This is a genomic window from Nocardioides sp. TRM66260-LWL (assembly GCF_020075545.1).
Classification (GTDB): domain Bacteria; phylum Actinomycetota; class Actinomycetes; order Propionibacteriales; family Nocardioidaceae; genus Nocardioides.
Window position 1 is genome coordinate 70518 of record NZ_JAIQZK010000005.1, and the last position, 20501, is coordinate 91018.

General features: G+C 71.2%; 16 protein-coding genes. 5 read left to right on the forward strand and 11 right to left on the reverse strand.

What is annotated here, in order from left to right:
- Nucleotides 1-410 precede the first annotated feature (410 nt).
- Both K8Z61_RS12960 and K8Z61_RS12965 read left to right on the forward strand, forming a co-directional pair.
- The gene (locus tag K8Z61_RS12960) at nucleotides 411-1076 is read left to right on the forward strand and encodes a SprT-like domain-containing protein (RefSeq protein ID WP_224130184.1); all 666 of its coding nucleotides are present in this window, start codon (nucleotides 411-413) and stop codon (nucleotides 1074-1076) included.
- 159 nt (nucleotides 1077-1235) lie between these two features.
- Nucleotides 1236-1673, forward strand: coding sequence for a hypothetical protein (locus K8Z61_RS12965; protein ID WP_224130186.1), 438 nt, complete (start codon nucleotides 1236-1238; stop codon nucleotides 1671-1673).
- Between the two features lie 113 nt (nucleotides 1674-1786).
- On the opposite strand, the gene K8Z61_RS12970 is transcribed toward K8Z61_RS12965, so the two are convergent.
- Nucleotides 1787-2695: an oxidoreductase gene (locus K8Z61_RS12970; protein WP_224130188.1), complete on the reverse strand. Its 909-nt coding sequence runs from the start codon at nucleotides 2693-2695 to the stop codon at nucleotides 1787-1789.
- Between the two features lie 147 nt (nucleotides 2696-2842).
- Between K8Z61_RS12970 and K8Z61_RS12975 the strand changes: the two genes are divergently transcribed.
- Nucleotides 2843-3448, forward strand: coding sequence for a DUF6518 family protein (locus K8Z61_RS12975; protein ID WP_224130190.1), 606 nt, complete (start codon nucleotides 2843-2845; stop codon nucleotides 3446-3448).
- A 4-nt stretch (nucleotides 3449-3452) separates the two neighbouring features.
- Here K8Z61_RS12975 and pruA read toward each other — a convergent pair whose 3' ends face one another.
- Both pruA and K8Z61_RS12985 read right to left on the reverse strand, forming a co-directional pair.
- On the reverse strand, nucleotides 3453-5081 hold the full coding sequence (gene pruA, locus K8Z61_RS12980) for an L-glutamate gamma-semialdehyde dehydrogenase (protein WP_263431045.1): 1629 nt from the start codon (nucleotides 5079-5081) through the stop codon (nucleotides 3453-3455).
- A gap of 85 nt (nucleotides 5082-5166) precedes the next feature.
- Nucleotides 5167-6102 (reverse strand): proline dehydrogenase family protein, encoded by a 936-nt coding sequence (locus K8Z61_RS12985; protein WP_224130192.1) that lies wholly within the window; start codon nucleotides 6100-6102, stop codon nucleotides 5167-5169.
- A 123-nt stretch (nucleotides 6103-6225) separates the two neighbouring features.
- Between K8Z61_RS12985 and K8Z61_RS12990 the strand changes: the two genes are divergently transcribed.
- Complete coding sequence (locus K8Z61_RS12990) at nucleotides 6226-7365, forward strand: CdaR family transcriptional regulator (protein ID WP_224130194.1); 1140 nt, start codon at nucleotides 6226-6228, stop codon at nucleotides 7363-7365.
- Nucleotides 7366-7393: 28 nt separating this feature from the next.
- Here the strand turns inward: K8Z61_RS12990 and K8Z61_RS12995 are convergent, their stop codons facing one another.
- The 3 genes from K8Z61_RS12995 to K8Z61_RS13005 all read right to left on the reverse strand — a co-directional run bounded on the left by K8Z61_RS12995 (nucleotide 7394) and on the right by K8Z61_RS13005 (nucleotide 10257).
- Nucleotides 7394-7828 (reverse strand): SRPBCC family protein, encoded by a 435-nt coding sequence (locus K8Z61_RS12995; RefSeq protein WP_224130196.1) that lies wholly within the window; start codon nucleotides 7826-7828, stop codon nucleotides 7394-7396.
- 90 nt (nucleotides 7829-7918) lie between these two features.
- The gene (locus tag K8Z61_RS13000; RefSeq protein ID WP_224130198.1) at nucleotides 7919-9559 is read right to left on the reverse strand and encodes a hypothetical protein; all 1641 of its coding nucleotides are present in this window, start codon (nucleotides 9557-9559) and stop codon (nucleotides 7919-7921) included.
- Entirely contained in the window at nucleotides 9556-10257 is a 702-nt protein-coding gene (locus tag K8Z61_RS13005; protein ID WP_224130201.1) for a hypothetical protein, read from the reverse strand. The genes K8Z61_RS13000 and K8Z61_RS13005 overlap by 4 nt, the downstream gene beginning before the upstream one ends.
- 247 nt (nucleotides 10258-10504) lie before the next feature.
- On the opposite strand from K8Z61_RS13005, the gene K8Z61_RS19355 reads away from it, so the two are divergent.
- The gene (locus K8Z61_RS19355) at nucleotides 10505-11389 is read left to right on the forward strand and encodes a CHAP domain-containing protein (protein WP_224130203.1); all 885 of its coding nucleotides are present in this window, start codon (nucleotides 10505-10507) and stop codon (nucleotides 11387-11389) included.
- Between the two features lie 473 nt (nucleotides 11390-11862).
- On the opposite strand, the gene K8Z61_RS13015 is transcribed toward K8Z61_RS19355, so the two are convergent.
- The 5 genes from K8Z61_RS13015 to K8Z61_RS13035 form a co-directional block, all read right to left on the reverse strand.
- Nucleotides 11863-12252 carry a hypothetical protein gene (locus K8Z61_RS13015; RefSeq protein ID WP_224130205.1) on the reverse strand — a complete coding sequence of 130 codons (390 nt, stop codon included), beginning with the start codon at nucleotides 12250-12252 and terminating at the stop codon, nucleotides 11863-11865.
- Nucleotides 12253-12309: 57 nt separating this feature from the next.
- A complete protein-coding gene (locus K8Z61_RS13020) occupies nucleotides 12310-15195 on the reverse strand; it encodes a DEAD/DEAH box helicase (RefSeq protein WP_224130207.1) in 2886 nt (961 codons plus the stop codon).
- Nucleotides 15192-18536, reverse strand: coding sequence for a DEAD/DEAH box helicase (locus K8Z61_RS13025; protein ID WP_224130209.1), 3345 nt, complete (start codon nucleotides 18534-18536; stop codon nucleotides 15192-15194). The genes K8Z61_RS13020 and K8Z61_RS13025 overlap by 4 nt, the downstream gene beginning before the upstream one ends.
- Nucleotides 18533-19528, reverse strand: a complete 996-nt coding sequence (locus K8Z61_RS13030; RefSeq protein WP_224130211.1) for a hypothetical protein — start codon at nucleotides 19526-19528, stop codon at nucleotides 18533-18535. The genes K8Z61_RS13025 and K8Z61_RS13030 overlap by 4 nt, the downstream gene beginning before the upstream one ends.
- 485 nt (nucleotides 19529-20013) lie before the next feature.
- Nucleotides 20014-20454 carry a hypothetical protein gene (locus K8Z61_RS13035; RefSeq protein WP_224130213.1) on the reverse strand — a complete coding sequence of 147 codons (441 nt, stop codon included), beginning with the start codon at nucleotides 20452-20454 and terminating at the stop codon, nucleotides 20014-20016.
- Between the last annotated feature and the right edge of the window lie 47 nt (nucleotides 20455-20501).

A 20501-nucleotide genomic window follows, 5' to 3' on the forward strand; every position in this document is an offset into this window, starting at 1 on the left:
GGCGGGCGGCACGCCGACGTCCGGCGGGGTCTGTGGGGCGGGCGGGTCCAGCAGGGGAGGTCCGAGAGCGCATGGGGTTCCTTCGATCCGAGTGAGACGTGGGACGGGACGGATGCGGCCGTCGCCCACGACAGGGCAACGACGGAGTGCCGCGGAGGTCTCGCTCCGCATCCTGTCTGCCCAGAAGGGTGGGGAGCCAAACCGGGATCGACGGATCCGGTGGGACGGGCCGCGGGACGCCTCCCGCGCCGTCGCCCCGCCCCTGTCGTCAGCCCGTGGTCCTCGCCCCGCCCTCGTGCAGGTCGTGGTGCTGCCGCCCGGCGGGGGTGGACGGGGGCATGCGGCCCGGTGTCCCCAGGCCGTCCCGGGCACACGTCCGGACTGTCGGTGCCCGATGATGGTCTCCCGTCATGGACCTCGACGCCGCCCTCCGCCTCGCCACCGCGCTGCTCCACGAGCACGGGCTGGACGACTGGCAGGTGCGGCTCGACTCGGCCAAGCGCCGGGCCGGGGTGTGCCGCCACGATCGGCGGATCATCGGCCTGAGCGCGCCTCTGACGCTGCTGCACGCCGAGGCGGAGGTGCGCGAGACGGTGCTGCACGAGATCGCGCACGCGCTGGCCGGTCCCGAGCACCAGCACGACGCCGTCTGGCGCGCGATCGCGCGACGCATCGGGTCCACCGGAGCACGCTGCGTCTCCCCGGAGGCCCCGCGGGTCGAGGGCGCCTGGCGCGGGGTCTGCCCGGCCGGCCACGTCGTCGAGCGCCACCGCCGTCCGGAGCGGGTGCTCAGCTGCGGGCGTTGCAGCCGCGTCTTCTCCCTCGAGCACGTCTACGCCTGGACCCATCGCGGTCGTCCCGCGCCGATGCACCCGAACTACCTGGCCGACCTCGCCGCCCACCGCGCGGGCATCACGCCGGTGCGCTTGGGCGTGGGGCACCGCGCCCGCATCGTCGTGCCGGGGTCGCATGCGGGGCGCATCGGGGTCGTCGTCGCCCGGGGTCGTACGCGCTACCGGCTGCGGATCGGGGCCGAGCTGCTGAGCGTGCCGTTCGCGGGGGTCGAGCCGGCGTAGGGGTCGGCGTCGGGCGGCCTGGGGAGGGCCGCACCGGGGAGGCGGGCTGGTGGGGACGACGCTAGGGCGCCGCAGTCGCGGGCCGGCGGGGATCCGCTCGGCCCTGGACGATCCCGGACGATCCCGGACACCGCGGGCCGCGCTTGGGAGGATGCCCGCATGCGCCGCGACCCCGTCTCCGATCGGCCGTCCTCCCGTCGAGCGGCTCCGAGCCTGCTGGCGACCTCGGGCATGGCCGAGCTGGCCGCGGGAGCCCTCTCCGGCTGGGTCTACACGCTGGTGATCGACCGACGCGACGACGCCCGTCGCCTCGGCATCGTCGCCCCGGCCCGCATCCGCCAGTGGCACCTGGACCTCGCCGCTCTCGGCACGGCGAGCGTCGCCCTGGGCACCGCGCTGCCCGACGCCCCGGCGCCGCTGCAGCGCACGATGGCGGTGGCCGCGTGGTCGAACGCCGGGATGTTCCTGCCGCTCGCGTTCAAGCCCGACCTGGACGACGATCCGCGGTTCCGCGCCGTCGTCGGCGCGTCCTTCGTGGCGACCACGGTCGGGTTCGTCGGCTTCGCGGCCACGGCCCTCCGGCGTCGCCGCGCCTGAGCGTCCGTCCCGGCTGGACGGCCCGGACTGGTCAGGGGAATCTGGACGTTGTCAGGCGAAACTTCCCCTGACAACGTCCAGATTCCCCGGATATCCGGGGAAACCTGCGCGCCTCACCCCCGCAGCGCGACCTCGGGATCGACGCCGGACTGCGCCACCGACTCCTCCCAGAGCCGGCGGGCGGCGTCGGCGTCGCGGGCGCGGCGGCTGGGCCGCTCGACGACCGGCGTCCGGCCGCGCACCACGAAGCGGGGGCCGACGAAGGCGCCGCCCGGGAGCGTCCGGTCGGTGGCGGCACGCAGTGTCGGACGGGCGCCGTCGGCGGCCGGCTGGGCGAGCAGCGGCGCGAGCAGGCCGATCGCCCGGTTGGAGACGCCGCTGCCCTCGACGCCCAGATCGGTGTCGGAGCCGCCCGGGTGCGCGGCGAGCGCGGTCAGGTGCGAGCCGGCCGCGGCGGCCCGGCGCTGCAGCTCGGCGGTGAAGTAGAGGTTGTCGAGCTTGCTGTGGAAGTAGGCGTTCCACCGGTCGTAGCGGCGCTCGAGCGTCGGGTCGGGACGCCCCCGGGCAGCACGGTGGCCCATGCTCGACACGCTGACGACCCGCGCGAGGTCCGAGCGCAGCAGCAGCGGCACCAGGCGTCCGGTCAGCGCGTGGTGGCCGAGGTGGTTCACGCCGTACTGCAGCTCGAGGCCCTGCGCGGTGCGCGCCTCGTCGACGGCCATCAGACCGGCGTTGTTGATCAGCAGGTCCAGCGGCCGGTCCTCGTCGAGCAGCAGCGCCGCGAGCCGCTCCACGGAGGCGAGGTCGGCGAGGTCGAGGTCGACGACCCGCACGTCGGCCGCGGGATGGCGGCGGCGGACGGCGTCGGCCGCGGCGTCCGCCTTGCCCCGGTTGCGGCAGGCCATGAGCACCTGCGCGCCGGCGCCGGCGAGCGCGATCGTCGTCTCGAGGCCGAGGCCCGCGTTGGCTCCGGTGACGAGCGCGGTGCGGCCGGTGAGGTCGGGGACGTCGGTCCAGGTCACGAGGGCTCCTTCGGGGACGGCGCGGGGTTCCCCTCGATCGCAGCACACCGCACAAGGTCGTCCTCCGGTGCCGACCTCCTCCCCCGCAGGTGCCGTCTGCTGCCGCAGCACCGCGATCGGGCCGGATCCGCCGCGAGGATCGCCGACATGACCGCTCGACGCCCCCTGCACCTCGCCGCCGACGCCCTCGTCGTGGTGCTCGCCGGCCTCGCCCTCGGCGGCGCGACCTCGTACGCGCAGACCTGGCTTCCGGGATCCCTCGCGCCGCTGGCGAACTCCGTCTCCGGCTGGACGCTGCTGACCGCGCTGGCCGTCGCGTCCCGGCGTCCCGGCCTCCGGTGGGGCGCCGTGCTCGGCGCCGCGTCGTTCGTGAGCCTCGTGCTCGGCTACACCGCGGTCTCCGAGGCGCGCGGCTGGACCTACGACCCGACCCTGTGGGGCGCCGTCGGCGTGGTGGCCGGCCCGTTCGTCGGCGCCGCGACCGCCGGCCTCGTCGGACGTCCGCCGCTGCCGCGCGCGCTGGGCGCCGGAGCGCTCGCCGGGGTGCTGCTGGCCGACGGGCTCCGGGGCCTCACCGTCGTCGCCGACTCCACCAGCCCCGTCTCCTGGTCGCTCTGCCTGGCCGTCGGCCTCCTCGGCCTGGCTGCCGCGACGACCCGGCTGCCGACCGCGCGGCATCGCCTGGCCGCCGTCGCGACGCTCGCGGTCGCCGCGTCGACGATCGGCCTGGGCTGCGCCACGGTGCTCGGGTGACCCCTCAGCCCTGGTGCGGGTGACCGTGCGTCACCGGCGCGACGAAGGTCTCCTTGATCGAGCGCGGGCTGGTCCAGCGGGCCAGGTTCGACGGCGCCCCGGCCTTGTCGTTGGTGCCCGACGCGCGGCCGCCGCCGAACGGCTGCTGACCGACGACGGCGCCGGTCGGCTTGTCGTTGACGTAGAAGTTGCCGGCTGCGAACCGCAGCTCGCGCGACGCCCAGGCGATCGCGCCGCGATCGCGGGCCAGCACCGAGCCGGTGAGCGCGTAGGGCGAGGCGCTCTCCAGCTGGCGGGCGGTCTCCTCGAAGCGGCCGTCCTCGTAGACGTGCACGGCGAGGATCGGGCCGAAGTACTCGGTGGTGAACACCTCGTCGGTGGGGTCGACGCCCTCGATGATCGTCGGACGCACGAAGTAGCCCTCCGCGTCGTCGACGGTGCCGCCGACGCCGATCGTCAGCCCGTCGGTGGCGCGGGCGCGGGCGATCGCGGCGGCGTGCCGGTCGAACGCGCGCCGGTCGATGACGGCGCCGAGGAAGTGCGCGAGGTCGGTGACGTCGCCCATCGAGAGCGCCTCGGTCTGGGCGTAGAGATCGTCCCTGATGCGGGCCCACAGGGAGGCCGGCACGTAGGCGCGCGACGCGGCGGAGCACTTCTGGCCCTGGTACTCGAAGGCGCCGCGGATCAGCGCGGTGCGCAGCACGTCGGCGTCGGCGCTGGGGTGGGCGAGCACGAAGTCCTTGCCGCCCGTCTCCCCGACCACGCGCGGGTACGAGCGGTAGCCGGCGATGTTCTCGCCGACGGTGCGCCACAGGTGCTGGAAGGTGGCGGTGGAGCCGGTGAAGTGGATGCCCGCGAGATCGCGGTGCGGCAGGACGACGCGCGAGACGTCCAGGCCGTCGCCGGGCAGCAGGTTGATCACACCGGGCGGCAGACCGGCCTCCTCGAGCAGCTCCATCGTCAGGGACGCCGCGAGCTGCTGGGTCGGCGAGGGCTTCCAGACCACGGTGTTGCCCATCAGGGCCGGCGCGGTCGGCAGGTTGCCGGCGATGGCAGTGAAGTTGAACGGCGTGATCGCGTAGACGAAGCCCTCGAGCGGGCGGTGGTCGGTGCGGTTCCAGACGCCGGGGCTGTTCGCGATCGGCTGCTCGGCGAGCATCGTCGCGGCGTAGTGCACGTTGAACCGCCAGAAGTCGATGAGCTCGCAGGCGGAGTCGATCTCGGCCTGCACCGCGGTCTTCGACTGGCCGAGCATGGTGGCGGCGTTGAGCCGCTGACGCCACGGGCCCGCGAGGAGCTCGGCGGCGCGGAGGAACACGGCGGCCCGCTCGTCGAAGGGCAGGTCGCGCCAGGGCCGCGCGGCCTCGGCGGCCGCGGTCACCGCGGCCGTCGCCTCAGCCTCGCCGGCGCCGTGGAAGCGCGCGAGCACGTGCCAGTGGTCGTGCGGCTGGACGACCTCGTGCTCCGGGCCGCTGCCGACGACCCGCTCGCCGCCGATGACGGCGTGCAGCGTCGGCTGCTCGGCCTCCTGCCGCGCCAGCTCGGCCTGCAGCGCGGTGCGCTCGGGCGTGCCGGGCGCGTAGGTCAGCACCGGCTCGTTGGTCGGGGCGGGCGGGGTGGTGACGGCGTCCATCGGTGGTCTCCCTGGATGCGGCGGAACGGGCGGTGGTCGGGTGGGGCCGGGTGGGGCCGGGTGGGGCCGGATGCGGCGGAGCGGCTCAGCGGTGGGCGAGCGCTCGGAGGAAGAAGGCCACGTTGGCCGGACGCTCGGCGAGGCGACGCATGAAGTAGCCGTACCAGTCGGTGCCGAAGGGCACGTACACGCGCATGCGGTGGCCGGCGTCGGTGGCGCCCTGCTGGAGGTCGGTGCGGATGCCGTAGAGCATCTGCAGCTCCCAGGCGTCGGCTGTGCGACCCTCGCGCTCGGCGACCCCGACGGCGTGCGTGAGCATGACGGGGTCGTGCGTGGCGATCATCGCGTAGCAGCGCGAGCCGAGGAGCGCGGCGACGTCGTCGCGGTAGGCCGCGTCGACGTCGCGCTTGCGCTGGTGGGCGACGCCGGCCGGCTCCTTGTAGGCGCCCTTGACCAGGCGGACGCGGGTGCCGCCCGCGCCGCCGCGGGCGAGGGCGGCGATGTCGCCGGGGGTGCGCAGGAGGTTCGACTGCAGGACGTTGCCGACGGTCGGGTCGGTGCGGCGCAGGGTCTCGCCGACGGAGAGCGTCGAGTCGACCGTGGTGTGGTCCTCCATGTCGAGGGTGACGGTGGCGCCCACCGCGCGGGCGGCCGCGCAGACCTCCTCGGCCTGCTCGACGACGAACGCCTCGCCGACGCCCGGGATCGCCTGACCGAGGGCGGAGAGCTTGACCGAGGCGTCCGCGCCGCGTGCGAGGCCGGCCTCGGCGAGCGCGCCGAGGAGGGCGAGGTAGGCGTCGCGGGTGCGCCGCGCGCCGGCGACGTCGTGGACGCCCTCGCCGAGCACGTCGATCGTCACGCTGCGGCCGACGGCGGCGAGCTCGGACGCGGCGGCCACCGCGTCGGTCGTGCGCTCGCCGGCCACGAACCGGTCGACGACGGCGCGGGTCAGGGGCAGCGCCTCGACGGCGTGCCGGGCGCGCGGGCTGCGGGCCGCGTGGCTCAGGGTGGCGCTCAGCATGGCTGCCTCCAGGGAGTCGGTGACCGCCCGTCCGGGTCGGTGCGTCCATGCTGCGGCCGCGCACGCGAGCACGAACAGCGACAGACGTACGAAGATCCACGGCATCCGTGCGACATTTGGCGCATGGCGGTGCTGGACGACCTGGCGGACGAGATCGCAGCCCTCCTGCACGCCCCGTGCACGATCGAGAGCCTCGACTTCGACCTGCTCGCCTTCTCCGGCCAGGGCGACGCCGTCGACGAGGTGCGTCGCCGCTCGATCCTCGAACGCGGCTCGACGCCGGAGGTGCGCGCCTGGTTCGACGCGCAGGGCATCCGCGCGGCGACGTCCCCGGTGCGCATCCCGGGCGACGCCGCACGCGGCATCGTCACGCGCCTGCTGGTGCCGGCGGTGCACCTCGGACGCGCGCAGGCGTACGTGTGGCTGCTCGACCCGGACGCCGCGATCGACCCCGCGCTCTGGCCCGAGGCGGCCCGGCTCGCGGAGTCGGTCGGGCGACTGCTGCACCTGATGGAGCGCCGGCAGGACCACCGCGACGAGCTCTACCGCGCGGTCGTCGAGGGCACGCCGCAGACCGCCGCCGAGGCGGCCGCCGACCTCGCCGCCGCCGCCGGGCTCCGGCTGGACGAGCCGGTGCGCTGCGTCGTCGTCGAGCGGCCCGCCCTGGCCGAGCAGCTGGCCAGCCGCCCGCCGCGTCCCGGCGTCGTGTGGGTGCGCGAGCTCGAGGGCGCCTCGACGGCGGTCGTCCGCAGCGGCGCCGTGCGACTCGACGCCGGCGTCGGCGGCCTGCTCGCCGGGCTCGGGCTCGGGCTCGGACGGCGGCTGCCGGACGTCGACGCCGCGACCCGCGTCGGCGTGGGGCCGAGCGTCGGCTCGCTCGACGACCTCGCCCGCTCCCGCTCCGGCGCGCTGGTGGCGCTGCGGGTCGCGTCCCCGACCCCCTCCGGCGCGCTGGCGTCGTGGGACGAGCTGGGGCCGCTCGCGCTGCTCGGCGTCGCCCGGGCCGACGAGCTGCGGCGCACCGTGGTGCCGTCGACGGTCGCGCGGCTGACCGCGGAGGCGCCCGACCTCGCCCGCACCGCGCAGGTGTTCCTCGACGCCGCGGGCAACGTCGTCACGACCGCCGCGGAGCTGGGCGTCCACCGGCAGACCGTCTACCACCGCCTGCGGCAGGTCGAGGAGCGCACCGGGCTGCGGCTCGACGACGGCGCCGACCGGCTGCGCCTGCACCTCGCGCTGACGCTGGCGCCGTTCCTCGGCTGAGCGGCCCTCCGCAGCGGACGCTCGGCCGTCAGGCCTTGCGCGCGGACCGGGCGTAGAGCCCGAGGAGGGTGCGGCTGATCAGCCGCAGCAGCGCCTGCTCGACGACCGGCACCCGTGCCTGGGCCGAGAGCGTCCACTCCACCGCCGTGCCGGTGCCCTGCCCGGTGAGCCGCACCTCGCCGCGGTAGTCGCGGAACGGGACGCCGGCCAGCCCGCGGTAGCCGAGCACGTGCGGGGCCTCGAAGGCGGTGATCTCCTCGACGATCGCCGGCGCCGGACCGGCCGCCGCGATCCGCCGCACCGCCCCGACCCCGCCGGGCACCTCGGCGCGCGCGTCGTCGACGGTGACCTTCACGCCCGGACCCCACGACGCCATGCCCTCGTGGTGGGCCAGCTCCGCCCACGCGCGCTCGACGCCGATCGGCAGGGTGGTGCGGGCGGTGGCGCTGACGCGCTTCGACATGGGGACTCCTGGAGCTCGGGGCTGGTGCGGCTCAGACGCTGCCACGAGGAGCGGACGGGCGGCGTCCGCGACCAGCGAGCGGACGGTCCCTCAGCACAGCGGCACCGACTCGTCCACGAACGGCGTGCCGTGCAGGGATCCCGACGTCGACCCGTTGTTGTAGAAGGCATCCGCCGAGCCGTAGAACTCGTCACTCCACGGAGCCGTGCGGATGCGGTACCACCAGGTGTTGCCGTCCTGGACGGCGAAGCCCTCGACACGGCAGGTGATCTCGACGGTGCGGTGCACGTCCATGGTCACCCCGGGCCGGCCGCCCGCGGTCCGGTAGTCGCTCCAGGTGTGGACCTCGCTGCCGCTGGTCTCCAGACGCGCTGCCGGGCGACCCGGCGGGACGGACGAGGGGCTGGAGGAGGGCAGCGAGCCGACGTGGGTGCTCGCCGGGGAGCCCGGCCGCGCGATGGACGGCGACGAGGACGGTGACGGCAGCCGGGACGGCGCGACGACCGCTGCGACCGACGGCGTGCGGACCGGCACGGCCGCCGCCGTCGCGGGGGACGCGCCCGGGGTGGCCGTCCCCCTCGTGCGCTGACCGCCCCCGGGGACCGAGGCGCGCGTCAGGTGGGAAGCGCCAGCTGAGGAGGGCGGCCGCGAGCGGGGGACGCGGCTCGAGCGGGAGGAGCCCGGCGTGGCGATGGCGCCCGCCTCGACGGCGGATCCGGAAGGGTCGGCCGTCGAGGCGGTGGGAGCGACGTGTGGCCGCACCTCCGCGCCCACCCCCACGCCAGCGGCCACGGCGACAACCACGGCCGCGGCCAGCACGCCGGCCCGGACGCGATGCCGCCTCCCGCCGCGGACGGCGCCGGCGGGGCGGAGATTCGGACGATCGAGGGCCTCCACGATCTCGACGGCCGACCCCGGAGCACGACCACAGGCGGCCGCCCACAGACCGGCCAGGGCCCCATCGGCATCCGCGACGAGCTCCTCCAGCGTCCGGCGCGCGACGTCCCGCACCTCGTCGAAGGGCATGGTCCCGGACGCGTCGCGCGCGAGACCACGCAGCAGGAGCACGGCGAGCAGTGCGCGATCCCTCTGCTGGGCACCGCGCAGCCCGGGGGCGGACTCCGCGACGTCGGACGGGACGCTCGTCAGCGCCGACATCGAGGTGTCGGTGTCGTCACCCCAGAGCACCGCCTCGAAGTCGAGCAGCACGGCGTGGCCCTCGGGCGTCACCACGACGTTGCGACCGTGCACGTCACGGTGGGCGAGGCCGCCGGACGGCGCGGCGTGCAGCGCATCGAGGCCCTCGGCGACGTCCCGCGCCCACGCGCGCACCTGGGCAGGGGACGCCGTCAGGATCGCCTCGCTGAACAGGCGACCCTCGACCCACACGTGGGAGGAGTAGAAGACGTGATCGTCCTCCTCGATCTCGTCGGGTGCAGCCAGCACAGGCGGCCCGAGGAAGGTCTCGAGATGGTGCGCGAGGTTCGGATGACGCGGGATCCGGGCCGAGCGGTCGGCCACCTTGCGGAAGCGATCCTCGTCGATGGCGGTCAGCGCCTTGAGCCCCACGGCCGTGCCGGCCGGCATGCCCGCCACGCCTGCGTCCAGCACCGCGCGGTAGACCACGCCCGATCCGCCGCGGATGACCCGTAGCGCGTCGGGCACCAGGTAGGCGTCACGACGGCCGATGGGCCCGGTGCGCCCCTCCCGGCGCCGCGGCTCGGCGGTCATGCGACCAGTCCGGTGTGCGTGCGCACCACCTGCGCGGTGCGGTCGATCGCGTCACCGCCGTCGAGCACGACGAGCCCGGACACGGTGAACTGGGCGTCCATCTCGGCGATCACCTCGCGGACCCGACGGACGGAGTAGTGCAGCTCGTCGGCGATCTCCACGTAGGACGGCCTCCGCGTGCCGCCGGAGTGGGTCGCCGCGATGAGCAGCCGACCGATCCGCCGCTGGAGCTCGGTGAGGCGGAACGGCACCGTGCTGAGCACCTCCGGGGAGTCCTCCGGCTCCGACGACGGCGCCCTCAGCCGCCGCTGCTGCGCCGTCAGCACGCTCAGCGTGAACTCCCGCGCCTCGAAGAGGTCGTCGGCCGGTGCTACGGCCACGATGTCGAATCGCGGCATCGGCGGGGACACCGCGGACTGCGGCGGGACGATCATCGCGGGCATGCTCGATCCGTCCTCCGGACGCACCATGAACCCCAGGCGCTCATGGAGGTTCTGCACCAGGAGGCGTCCGCGCGTCCAGGCGAGCTCGCCCCAGTGCCGCGGCACGGTCCGACTGAGATCGGCGCCGTAGCCGAACCGCACGGAGGCGTCGCCCGCCCGACCGAAGACCAGGGCATCGTGCTCGGTCATGTAACGGCGGTAGGTCTCCTCGTGAGGAGCCTGCCACCAGACGGTGGCGACGACGGGAGCAGTCATGGCGCGAGGCTAGGGCGACGGACGGACGTCGTCAGGAGATGCCGACACCTGGTGGCACCCGAGGCCTGCGGTGAACCGCAATGACCCCGCGCAGGGGTACCCGACACCGCGACTCGGCTTCCCTGGTCTGGACCAGGAGAGCTCTCGCCGACACCCGGTGTCGGCGTCCGACCGGTCGCGCTCCGCGCCGTGGTTGCGTCCTCTTCACCACTCCGGGACACCTCCCCCGACACCGCAGGAGCTCATCGTGGACCACCTCCCATCCCCGACCGGCCGCCGACGCGCGACCGCCGTCCTGACGGGGCTCGCCAGCCTCATCGCCGTCGTCGCCACCCTGGCCACGCCCGGCACCGCGCACGCTGACCACGGCATCACCACCACCGACAACGTCAACATGCGCACCGGCCCGGGCACGGGCTACCCGAAGATCCTCACCGTGCCCAGGGGCACGTCGCCCCAGTACAACTGCTGGACGCAGGGCGACCGCGTGGGCGGGGTCGATGTCTGGTTCAACGTGACCTACGGAGGCCAGACGGGGTTCATCACCAGCAAGTACGACGACTCGCACTACGCGAAGGACTCGGACATCACCGGCAAGTACGGCATCCCGCACTGCGGGGACACGCCGCCGCCGCCCCCGCCCCCGCCCCCCTCTGGCCTGCCCAACCCGGCGAACTACCCGTACGCCTCCATGCCGTGCGAGCACGCGCCGTACAGCCGCAGTGGTGGCGCGAACTACTGCAAGAACTTCGACTGGGGGCCGAAGCACACCGAGTCGTACAACGACCCGTCTGAGATCTCGCCCTACGGCTACGCGTACCGGAACTGCACTGACTTCGCGGCCTGGATGATGGCGTCCGCGGGCGTGCCGGCCAGCAAGTACAAGGGGCTCGGCAACGCGAAGACCTGGGGCTCTCGCGCGGCGTCGCACGGGATCCGGAACGACGGCAGCCCGAGCGTCGGATCGGTGGCCATCAGCACGGCGTCGACCTACGGGCACGTCGCCGTGGTGACGGCCGTCAACGGAAGCACCATCACCGTCGTCGAGTACAACAAGCACGCCGATGGCGCTCTCGGGAGCCGAACCGGCTCGCCGGCGCAACTGGGCTTCTCCTCATTCGATCACTTCTGAGCGGCCTCGCTACCGGGGAGGGTGAGACCAGACCAGCCTCCGGCCGAGGCGATGCCCTCCCGAGAGTCACCTGTCGGATCGAAAGCTAGACGACGAAGGCCCCCGACCGAACCGGTCGGGGGCCTTCTCGTGCTGCGCGCCCGTAGGGATTCGAACCCCAAACCTTCTGATCCGTAGTTGGCTGAGGAGCGTGTGGCGAAGACCAACGACGATTCCTGCCACCGCTCTCACCTGCATGAACATCCACTTGGCGTCCGCCGAGGTTCGTCTCAGTTCAGGGTGGATCACCAGCTCCGGGTAGCAAGCCGTTAGCAAAGGACGCACCGTCGAGCTACGCAGAGGACGGCGACACGAGCCGGCTCGCCTGGCACCGGGACGACGGGATCGTGCTGCTCGCAGTTCGACGGCAGGGCCAGGCGAGAGACCGTGTTTCAGGGCCGTCGCGCGCTTTGCTCCGGCAACAGGCGATCGCGTCAGGAAAACAGCACGCGCACGGTGCGCTCGGCCTCGCTGACATCGAATGCGAACTGTCGAACCGTCGATATCAGTGCGGAGGCATCAAGAACCGAAGCGAGAGCCGCGTAGCGTGCCCAAAGATCCAAGAGACCGTCGTCGTTGAAATTCGCAATAACCGAACCAAAGACCTGGTCGCTGCCCGTGACGGCGACCCAGCGAAAGACCTTTTTGCTCGGCTCTAGGTCGAATCCCACGCTCCCTCCGAGGCTGACTACAACCTCATTGCCGAAGTCGAAGAGACTCACAAAGACACCGCAGCCCTCAACGTTTATGCGCAGTGATCGGTCGCGCAAAGTTTCTACCTGCCAATGCGACCGCAATGCATTGGCGATTTCTTCGAAGTTCATTATCGAGATATTCCTCTCCTGGAAGAGCCCGCACGGCAGCGCGCAAATGCCTAGGTTTTACGAGCAACCGCAGTGGCCAGTGATCGAGATCGGCCGGTCGCAGGAGCGGCAGATGTCAGGCTGGTATTGCGACGTCTCAGGCTGGCGAACCACTGTCGGCGGGGCCGCTCGTGGTGGAGGCTTCTGCGGTGAGGCCTTCAGCGAACGAGGCCCTGAGGAGCCCGGCTTCGCCGCTTGCACGGCAGGCGCCTTCGCGGCGGGCTCAGCCTGCGTGGGGCGCCCCTCGCGGGCCCTCAGTGCAGCGCTTCGCCGCTTGCGCTCCTCCGCGAGGACGACGCGCGCGATCTCCTGGTAGGACATGTCCTTGGCCTCAGGCGTGGCCTCAGCGACCTCGCTGACGTTGACGTACTCACGGATGAGCGTCCGCTTGCGGTCGAGGATCTCGAGCAGGCGCTCATCGACACTGTCGGGGGTGAGGATGCGGTGGACGACCACCTTCTCGATCTGACCCATCCGGTGGGCTCGCTTGATGGCCTGGTCCTCCAGCGAGGGCTTGACCTGAGGCTCGCACAGGATGACCACGGACGCCGACTGGATGTTGAGGCCCTGGCCGCCGGCCTCGATCTGAGCCAGCAGAGCCTTGGGACTCGAGCTCTCCGCAAGACGATCGACCAGGCCCTGGCGCGCCTCGGGCGTGAGGGAGCCAGTGATGGTTCCGACGCTGACGTCGCCCAGCGCGTCCGCGAGACGCTGCAGGACGTCACGGAAGTAGGAGAAGACGAGGACCCGCTTGCCGTTGGCAGTCGCTTCTGCCACGAGTTCCATGACGCGCGAGATCTTCGACGATTCCTCGACCTTGCTCGCGCCGCCGAACGCGACACGGCGCAGCTGGGCGAAGTGCCTATCGGCGAGAGCATCGAGGTAGGCCTCGTCCTCCTCCGCGGTGAGCGCGACCCAATCGTCGGTGATCACGAGGTCGGGCAGTTCGGTGAGGACGTCGTCGGAGCGGCGCCGGAGGTAGACGGGTGAGGACACCTGGCGGAACGCCTCGGCGCCGATGAGCACCTCGACGTCGTTGAGTCGATCCGCGACCTCCGGCTGCAGGTAGCGAACGAGCGTCGAGAACTCCTCGACGCGGTTCTCGATCGGGGTACCAGTCATCAGCATGGATCGGCTGCTGCGCTGGATGAGCTGAGCGGCGGCACGGGCCCGCAGCGTGCTCGCGTTCTTCAGCTGGTGTGCCTCATCGGCGACGAAGAGGCCGAGTTCGTAGTTTCCCTTCCAGGTGAGGTTGCTCAGCGTGCCGTAGGTCGTGACGGCCACGCCGCCCCGGCTGCGCCATCTCGCGTGCTCTGCATCGCGATCAGTTCCGTGGACTCGGTACGGCGTGAGGCGCGTGTGTCGCCGGATCTCCTGGATCCAGTTGATGAGGACCCCGTTCGGGCACACGACCAGGAAGTGGGTGGCACCGCCGTCGGCCAAGTGGGCCATCGTCGCGAGGGCCTGGATGGTCTTTCCCAGCCCCATCTCGTCTCCGAGGATGACCTTGCGCTGCACGAGGGCGAACTTCGCACCGAAGGCCTGGTAGCCACGCAGGGAGGTACGCAGCTGATCGGTTCGCAGGACCTGCTCATTGACCCGGGCTGCGATCTCCTGGGACACGTGACCCTGGACTGCGTCTTGATCGACGGCGATGCCGACGATCTCGCCCAGCAGGCTGTAGAGCTCGCTGCTTCGCTGACGGAACGTGGCCCACACCTTGTCGGAGTCGTGATTCGCGACCGCGATCGCCGTCAACCCGAGTTGCCGTGCCTCCTCGGCAGTGGAGGCCAGATAGCGGGCGACGTCCAGAGCCCGTCGAGGGCTGAACCGGTGGAGCAACCAGAGCTCAGCGTCGGGCTGGGCAGGCGTCCAGTCACCGAGCGTCTGGGAGACCTTCGCGAGGAACGATCGTGACGGCTCGATGCGCTCGTCGAGCTCGATGACCGCGATGAGTCGGCGCAGCAGGTCAGTGAGGACGCGATCATCCGGTCGGAGGTCGATTCGCACGAGACGGCGGCCGAGGTCGTCCTTGACAGCGGAGCGGAGACGGGAGGCCGCGAGCTGGAGCTCACGAGCTGAGTCCGCTCCGATGCCAGGAACCGTCGCGAGCTGGTGCCGGTTCTGCCAGACGCCGAGCACGGTGGTGATGCCAGCGGCCTCGAGAGACGCGATCCTGATGCCCCCCGGAGTCGCTTGGCGCAGGACGTCGAGATCCAGCTCGGAGAGCTTGGTGGCGATGCGGCGCTCTACGAGGCCCTGGTAGCCGGCCTTGATGGCCCTGATGTGGTCCTCACGGATCGTGTCGGACTCGATGGCCAACGCGCGAGAGCTCACGATGGCCGACAGATCCTTCGCAGCGACGATCGCAGGCCGTCCGACAGGGGCTGGGAGCCCGAGGGCAACAGCGGCGCCGGCGCTGTAGTCGTCGAAGTCGCCGCCGGGCTCGACCAGACGCTGCCGACAGAACGCGAGCCGCTCATCCAGATCGGTGTCCTGGAACCACCCGCGTAGCTCGAGGCCGCGATTGATCGCCTCGCGCTCCAGACCTCGGCGTCGTGACGGGTCGGTCTCCTCAGCGGTTCGCTCAAGGCTCCGCCGGAGATCTTCAGCCCGCTGGAAGTCTCCGTCCACCGCCGCTACGGCAGCGCCGAGCTGGCACACCGCAGTGAACTCTGCAGACTCGGCGGGTGAGGAGAGGACGACCAAGTCGCCCATGATCCCGGAGGACGGCCCATTCGAGGCGAGACCTGCGACCTCCGCTCGCAGGGCGGCTGCGCGGTGGGCGATCTCGGATCGCGCGGCGTAGAGAGACTCGAGCGTCCGGACGGCCCAGCCGTGGAGGCCAGCCTGGATGCGAGCCGCCTCATCCGCATCGACGGGGCGGTAGGGAGCTGTCGTCACGAGGGACTCCTGCCTGCGCGCCAGAGCGTGTCCCACGACCAGGAGATCGCGTGGGTGCCGAGGGGCTCGAAGTCCTGCATCGAGACCTTGGGCGTCGTGATTCGGAGACGGCCCGCCCCATCGTTCAGCAAGAGGGCGAAGTCGGATCCGAGGTTGAGGCCAGCAGCGACGTCCGTGCGGCGGCACAGCACGACATCGTCCAGCGGTCGATCCACTGGAAGGCACCAGAGTGTCCGGTCGTCCTGCTGCAGACCCCACAGCCGGGGATGGTCCGGGTGCTTGGTTGCGGTCAGCCCACGAGAGGAGAGATCGCCCGCGACACCGTCGAAGGTCGAGGCAGCTTGTGCGCGACCCGCGGCCAAGGCCGCTGGAACGACGAGTGCGACGGCGTGGAGCTTGGGAGGTTGAGCCGACGTCTGAGCCTCGGCGTCGAACTGTCGGCGGCGCAGGCTCAGACGGGCCCGGGCGTCGTCGGCACGTCGGCGCGCGGTCTCGGGCGTGGTCGTGCTCCGGACGTCGCCCGTGGCTACGGCATCCCAATGACGCGCCTCACGAGTCAGCGAGTCCTCGATCTCGCGCCGCTGTCGCTCCATCGCCGTTCCGTGACTGGCCTGCACTTCCCTCCGGTGGTCACGTACCGCCGCGATGGCCCACGACTGAGCGCGGTCCAGGAGCTTGGCGGGGCCCCCCAGGGTGGCGACCATCGCTTGGATGCGATCGAGCTCCGGCGTGGTCGGTTCCCGGTAGTCGAGGTAGGCCGCTCCGACCGTGTCCGTTGCTTGACTGGCAAGGTTCAGCTCCACGAGATCGACGCGACGCGACAGGACCTGTGCAGGGTCACAGCCATCGACGATGTCGGAGGTCGAGGCGATCAGTAGACGCGGTTCTGACTCGCTGGTCCAGGGATCGACGACGAGCGCGAGCTCGAGGTGCTCGGTGTCCCATCCGCGTTGGGTGGCGGCCGTGGTGGCCTCGAAGAGAGGGTGGGTGGCACCGATGACGGGAGCACCGTCCGCGGCCTCGTCGTGGCGGCCAAGACTGACCCCGGAGTAGATCGTCTGGACGGCCCCGGTCCCTCGGCGCGCTTCGTCCTTCACGACCGCGGGGACGAGGCGGATGTCGTGCCGTCCCCCCGCCACGCTGCGCACTGCGCCGCCTAGCGACTGCAATGCGGCGATGAGCCATGGACCGGTGTAGTGCGGCTGGAGGGCGTTCAGACGACCCGATTCGGCGCGGCGTTGAGCCAGCTCGAGGTCGACGCTCTTCAGGACATCAGTGTTGAGTGCGCGCTGGCGAAGAAGCTCGGGGATCTCGTCGGCGACCGCGGTATCCACGACATGCGTCCACCACGACTTCGTCTCCGGCGATTCGCCCCGTCGGATGGCCTGGGTGAGGAGCTCCTCGAGCGAGGTGGAGACGAAGGCGTCGCCGAGGACGTCGTACACCTTGCCTTGGAGTGCGGACGACTGCTCCTCGACCTTCTCGAGCAGTCGGAGATAGACCGCACCCTCCCTGGTGTCCTCCGACACCAGGTTCCACAGGTGGCACACCTCGGTCTGGCCAATGCGGTGGATGCGACCGAAGCGCTGTTCGAGTCGATTGGGATTCCACGGAAGGTCGTAGTTCACCATCAGGCTGGCCGCCTGGAGGTTGAGGCCCTCCCCGGCCGCATCCGTCGCCAGCAGGATGTCGGCGGCGGGATCTGTGACGAAGCGGTGCTGGACCGCCAATCTGGCCTCGCGTCGGAGACCGCCGTGGATCTGCAGCGGGGCGCGCCCGAGGAGGGCTTCGATGCGTGACTGGAGGTAGTTCAGCGTGTCTCGGTGCTCTGAGAAGACGATCAGCTTGCGGCGGGTGCCGTCCGGCTTGAGCACCTCGGAGGAGCTTAGGATCGACTTGAGCTGCAGCCACTTCTGATCGGCCTCAGACGTGCGGACCTTGGCTGCGAGAGCGATCAGGCGCTCCAGCGTGCTGAGTTCGTGGTCGAGTTCAGCCAGCGTCTCAGCAGCCGTCGCAGCGTCCAGCTGACCGCTGTGCTCGCGGCTCTCGCTCGCGGCGACGTCATCGACTCCGGACTCGCCGGTGACCGATGACTCTGCCACTGGAGCGAGCGACTCAGCCGACCCCGTCGTCAACTCCTCGCGGCGACCGCGCAGACGGGCATGCCGGCGATGAAGACTCTGGAGGATCGCCTCCGGGCTGGAGGCCAGGCGACGCTGAAGCACCAGCAGCGCGAAGCCGACGGTGACCCGAGCCTGTCCCTTCATGCGAGCTTCAGCGCGGTTCATCTCCTCGTTGACGTAGGTGGTGACCTCGTCGTAGAGGTCTGCCTCGATCGCGCTGAGCGGATACGGAACGGTCTGAGCGCGTCGCTCGGGGAAGAGTCGCGTGCCTTGCAGGGTCCGGAGCTCCTCCTTCAACATGCGGCGCATCAGGTCGGTGGTCACCGGTGTCTGCTGGCCGGCACGGTGGCTGCCGAAGCGATCGCGGTCCAGGAGGGCCATGAAGGCCTGGAACCGCTCTGGATCCCCTGAGTGGGGCGTGGCAGTCAGCAGCAGGAAGTTGCGACAGGCCTCAGAGAGGATCTGACCAAGCTCGTATCGGTTGGTGCGCTTGCTGTCCGGGTTGGTGCCCGACGCGCTCATGCGGTGCGCCTCGTCCACCACGACCAGATCCCATTCGCCTTCTCGGATCTTCTCCAGCAGGGCGTCGTCGTTGGCCAGCATGTCCATGCGGGCGATCAGGAGCGGGTTCTCTGCGAACACGTCTCCGGTGACAGCGGTATTGACCAGTTCACGGGTCATGACGGTGAACGTCAGCCCGAACTTGTCGTAGAGCTCATGCGACCACTGATCGACCAGGCCACCCGGAGCGACGATCAGGCAGCGGCTGAGATCGCGGCGAAGGATCAACTCCTTGATGTAGAGCCCGCACATGATGGTCTTGCCGGCGCCGGGATCATCGGCCAGGAGGTACCGCAGTGGCCGGCGCGGGAGGAACTCGCCGTAGACCGCCGTGATCTGGTGCGGCAGCGGTTGAAGCGAGCTCGACGACACTGCGTGCATCGGATCGACATAGGCGGCGTTGGCCAGCCGGAACGCCTCGACGCCGATCTTCCACCGGAGCACGTCCGGGGCGGCTGTGTTGCCTGCCTCGTCAACGAGGTGGAGATCTGCCTCCTCCTCCTCGAAGACGATCCTCTGTTCCAGCACGCCAGCAGCCGTCCTGAAGCTCACCTCCAGCGCGTCCTCATCGACCCATCGGGTCTGGACGATGGTGACTGGCTCGCTCTTCAAGCCTCGCACTCGATCCTGCGGCGTGATGTCCTGGAGCCTGATCATGCGCTGAGCACCTCGAGCCATCGAGCGGCGGTAGGACGCTGGCCGCGGCGGCCAGCCTGGTCTAGGAGACGGCTCATCTGCTGTCGTGACTCGGCGACCATGACCGTGCGAGCGATCCCATCCGGCAGGAGCTCCTCGAGCAGGCGTGCAAGATCGGCGCGATCCTCGTCAGCTCCGCGCCAGGCGTGGCTGCCGTCGAGGGGCTCTCCGCCGAGCGGGCGAAGCTGGTCGGGCCGAAGGAACCAGAGCTCTGGCCGTGGCCGCAACGTGACGGCGAAGGAGTCGGAGGTGAACCCAGTGGTGACGACGTCGCCGGCATGGAGTGCATCGAGGGTCCGACAGAGGAGGCGAGCAATCTCGATCCGGTCCGCGTCGTCGATCGACGAGTGATTGGCGGAGGACGAGCGGAGAGGGAGGACCGCCGTCAGCGTCTGGGGCTGACCGTCAGGAAGTCGGAAGCGGGTGGGAAGCGCCTCGACCGTGTATTGCTGATCTTCGGCGACGTGCGGGATCGGGACGCCGATGGGCTCGGCGAAGAGCAGCGCCTCAACCTGACCGCGTGATGTGCTGAGCCGCGCGACCACCTCAGAGACCAATCGGGCGGGAATGGCTGCCGTGACGACGACGGTGTCTCGAGGTTTGACCGCCGTGGTCAGGAGCTCAGGCAGCGCAGGGACGCGGTCCGACCGGCGGCTCGCGAGGTCGAGGACCTGGATAGCCGGGGTCGCGGCCGAACGACGGCTCCGATCCTCGACGGCTGTTCTGGGCGCAGAATCGGATGTGCGGTCGTCGGTCGCATCGTCCGGCAGCGTGGACTCAACGTCGGCAGCGGGGATCGGCACGACCTCGACCGACGGTGACGGGGCACAGCTGCCGCTGATCTCACCGTCCGGGGTCTCAGGGGTCGAGGCTGACTCCGGGGGGTCGGTCGCAACGACCGGTTCAAGATCTGTTGCGTCACTCGAGAGGCCTTCGTTCAGCGTGGGCGCCACGACTTCTGCATCCGCTGCGGTCTCGAGTGCCTCGGGCGCGCCTAGGACGGTATCGGCTGGGGACTCTGAATTGACGTGGGCATCGAGCGGCGCGACTACGGGCTGGGGACTCGGCTTCGGCGTCGTGAGGCCAGCCGACACGTCTTGTGGGGTCGCCACCGAGGTGTCACAGGTGACCGCCTCGGCCTGCCGATCCCAGGATGACCGTGGTGCATCACCTTCAACGTCCCGGAGGGCTGACCTGCTAGCGAGAGGCGGCGCTGGGGTAGCCGTGTTACGAGCCTCCATGGCGACCTCGGCGTTGACCACTGCCTGGGGGAGGCCTGCGTCTGCGGGCGCAGCCGGGTCCCCAGATCCCGCGTGGCGCGCTGGCCGTCCTGAGGGCTCTGAGGGCGACGTCTGGGAATCCCTGGGTGCGGAGGACGTGGCGTCGATGGCCTTCGAACCCCGCAACCGGAGGCGTGAGAGGAGTCGCTTGAAGGGGCTCACGCGGCTGCCTTCTGGGTGATGAAGAGGAAGACCTCGAGTCGGACCTCGCCGAGGGGCAGCGTGCCGTCCCAGAACGGTCGTGACGGGACCTTGCGCCCGAAGGTCGCCTCGGAGGCACATCCCAGCTGGCTGATGACGGAACGGGCGACGTTCTGTCCGACGGTGACCCCACTGCCTCCGCCGAAGACCAGGACGAGCGCGGCGCGCTTTCCCTTGACCGGGTCCAGGCGCTGTCGGACGGCCTTGCAGACCGATCGCGCATCGGCGCCGGTGACGCGGCCACTGCTGGCTGCTGCGGCGTTGAATCTGATCGTGATCTTCGACGGGTCGGTCTTCATCCCGATGATGGGCGCGATCTTCGGCTTCTCAGGCGCGGGCGGCGGCGGGGGCGGGGGCGTGTAGCGGATGGCCGACCCGAGGCCGACGATGAAGAGCACGAGGAGAAGGTCTGCGAAGACCCAGCCCGCAATCGATTCGACGCTGA

Excerpts from the sequence above, each read along its gene's own strand:
- K8Z61_RS12975 (WP_224130190.1), top strand. The coding sequence starts at position 2,843 with ATGACCGCTCGACGCCCCCTGCACCTCGCCGCCGACGCCCTCGTCGTG.
- K8Z61_RS13025 (WP_224130209.1), bottom strand. The coding sequence starts at position 18,536 with ATGATCAGGCTCCAGGACATCACGCCGCAGGATCGAGTGCGAGGCTTG.
- K8Z61_RS13015 (WP_224130205.1), bottom strand. The coding sequence starts at position 12,252 with ATGAACTTCGAAGAAATCGCCAATGCATTGCGGTCGCATTGGCAGGTA.
- K8Z61_RS13005 (WP_224130201.1), bottom strand. The coding sequence starts at position 10,257 with ATGACTGCTCCCGTCGTCGCCACCGTCTGGTGGCAGGCTCCTCACGAG.
- K8Z61_RS12965 (WP_224130186.1), top strand. The coding sequence starts at position 1,236 with ATGCGCCGCGACCCCGTCTCCGATCGGCCGTCCTCCCGTCGAGCGGCT.
- K8Z61_RS12960 (WP_224130184.1), top strand. The coding sequence starts at position 411 with ATGGACCTCGACGCCGCCCTCCGCCTCGCCACCGCGCTGCTCCACGAG.
- K8Z61_RS13000 (WP_224130198.1), bottom strand. The coding sequence starts at position 9,559 with ATGACCGCCGAGCCGCGGCGCCGGGAGGGGCGCACCGGGCCCATCGGC.
- K8Z61_RS12985 (WP_224130192.1), bottom strand. The coding sequence starts at position 6,102 with ATGCTGAGCGCCACCCTGAGCCACGCGGCCCGCAGCCCGCGCGCCCGG.
- K8Z61_RS12995 (WP_224130196.1), bottom strand. The coding sequence starts at position 7,828 with ATGTCGAAGCGCGTCAGCGCCACCGCCCGCACCACCCTGCCGATCGGC.
- pruA (WP_263431045.1), bottom strand. The coding sequence starts at position 5,081 with ATGGACGCCGTCACCACCCCGCCCGCCCCGACCAACGAGCCGGTGCTG.
- K8Z61_RS12990 (WP_224130194.1), top strand. The coding sequence starts at position 6,226 with ATGGCGGTGCTGGACGACCTGGCGGACGAGATCGCAGCCCTCCTGCAC.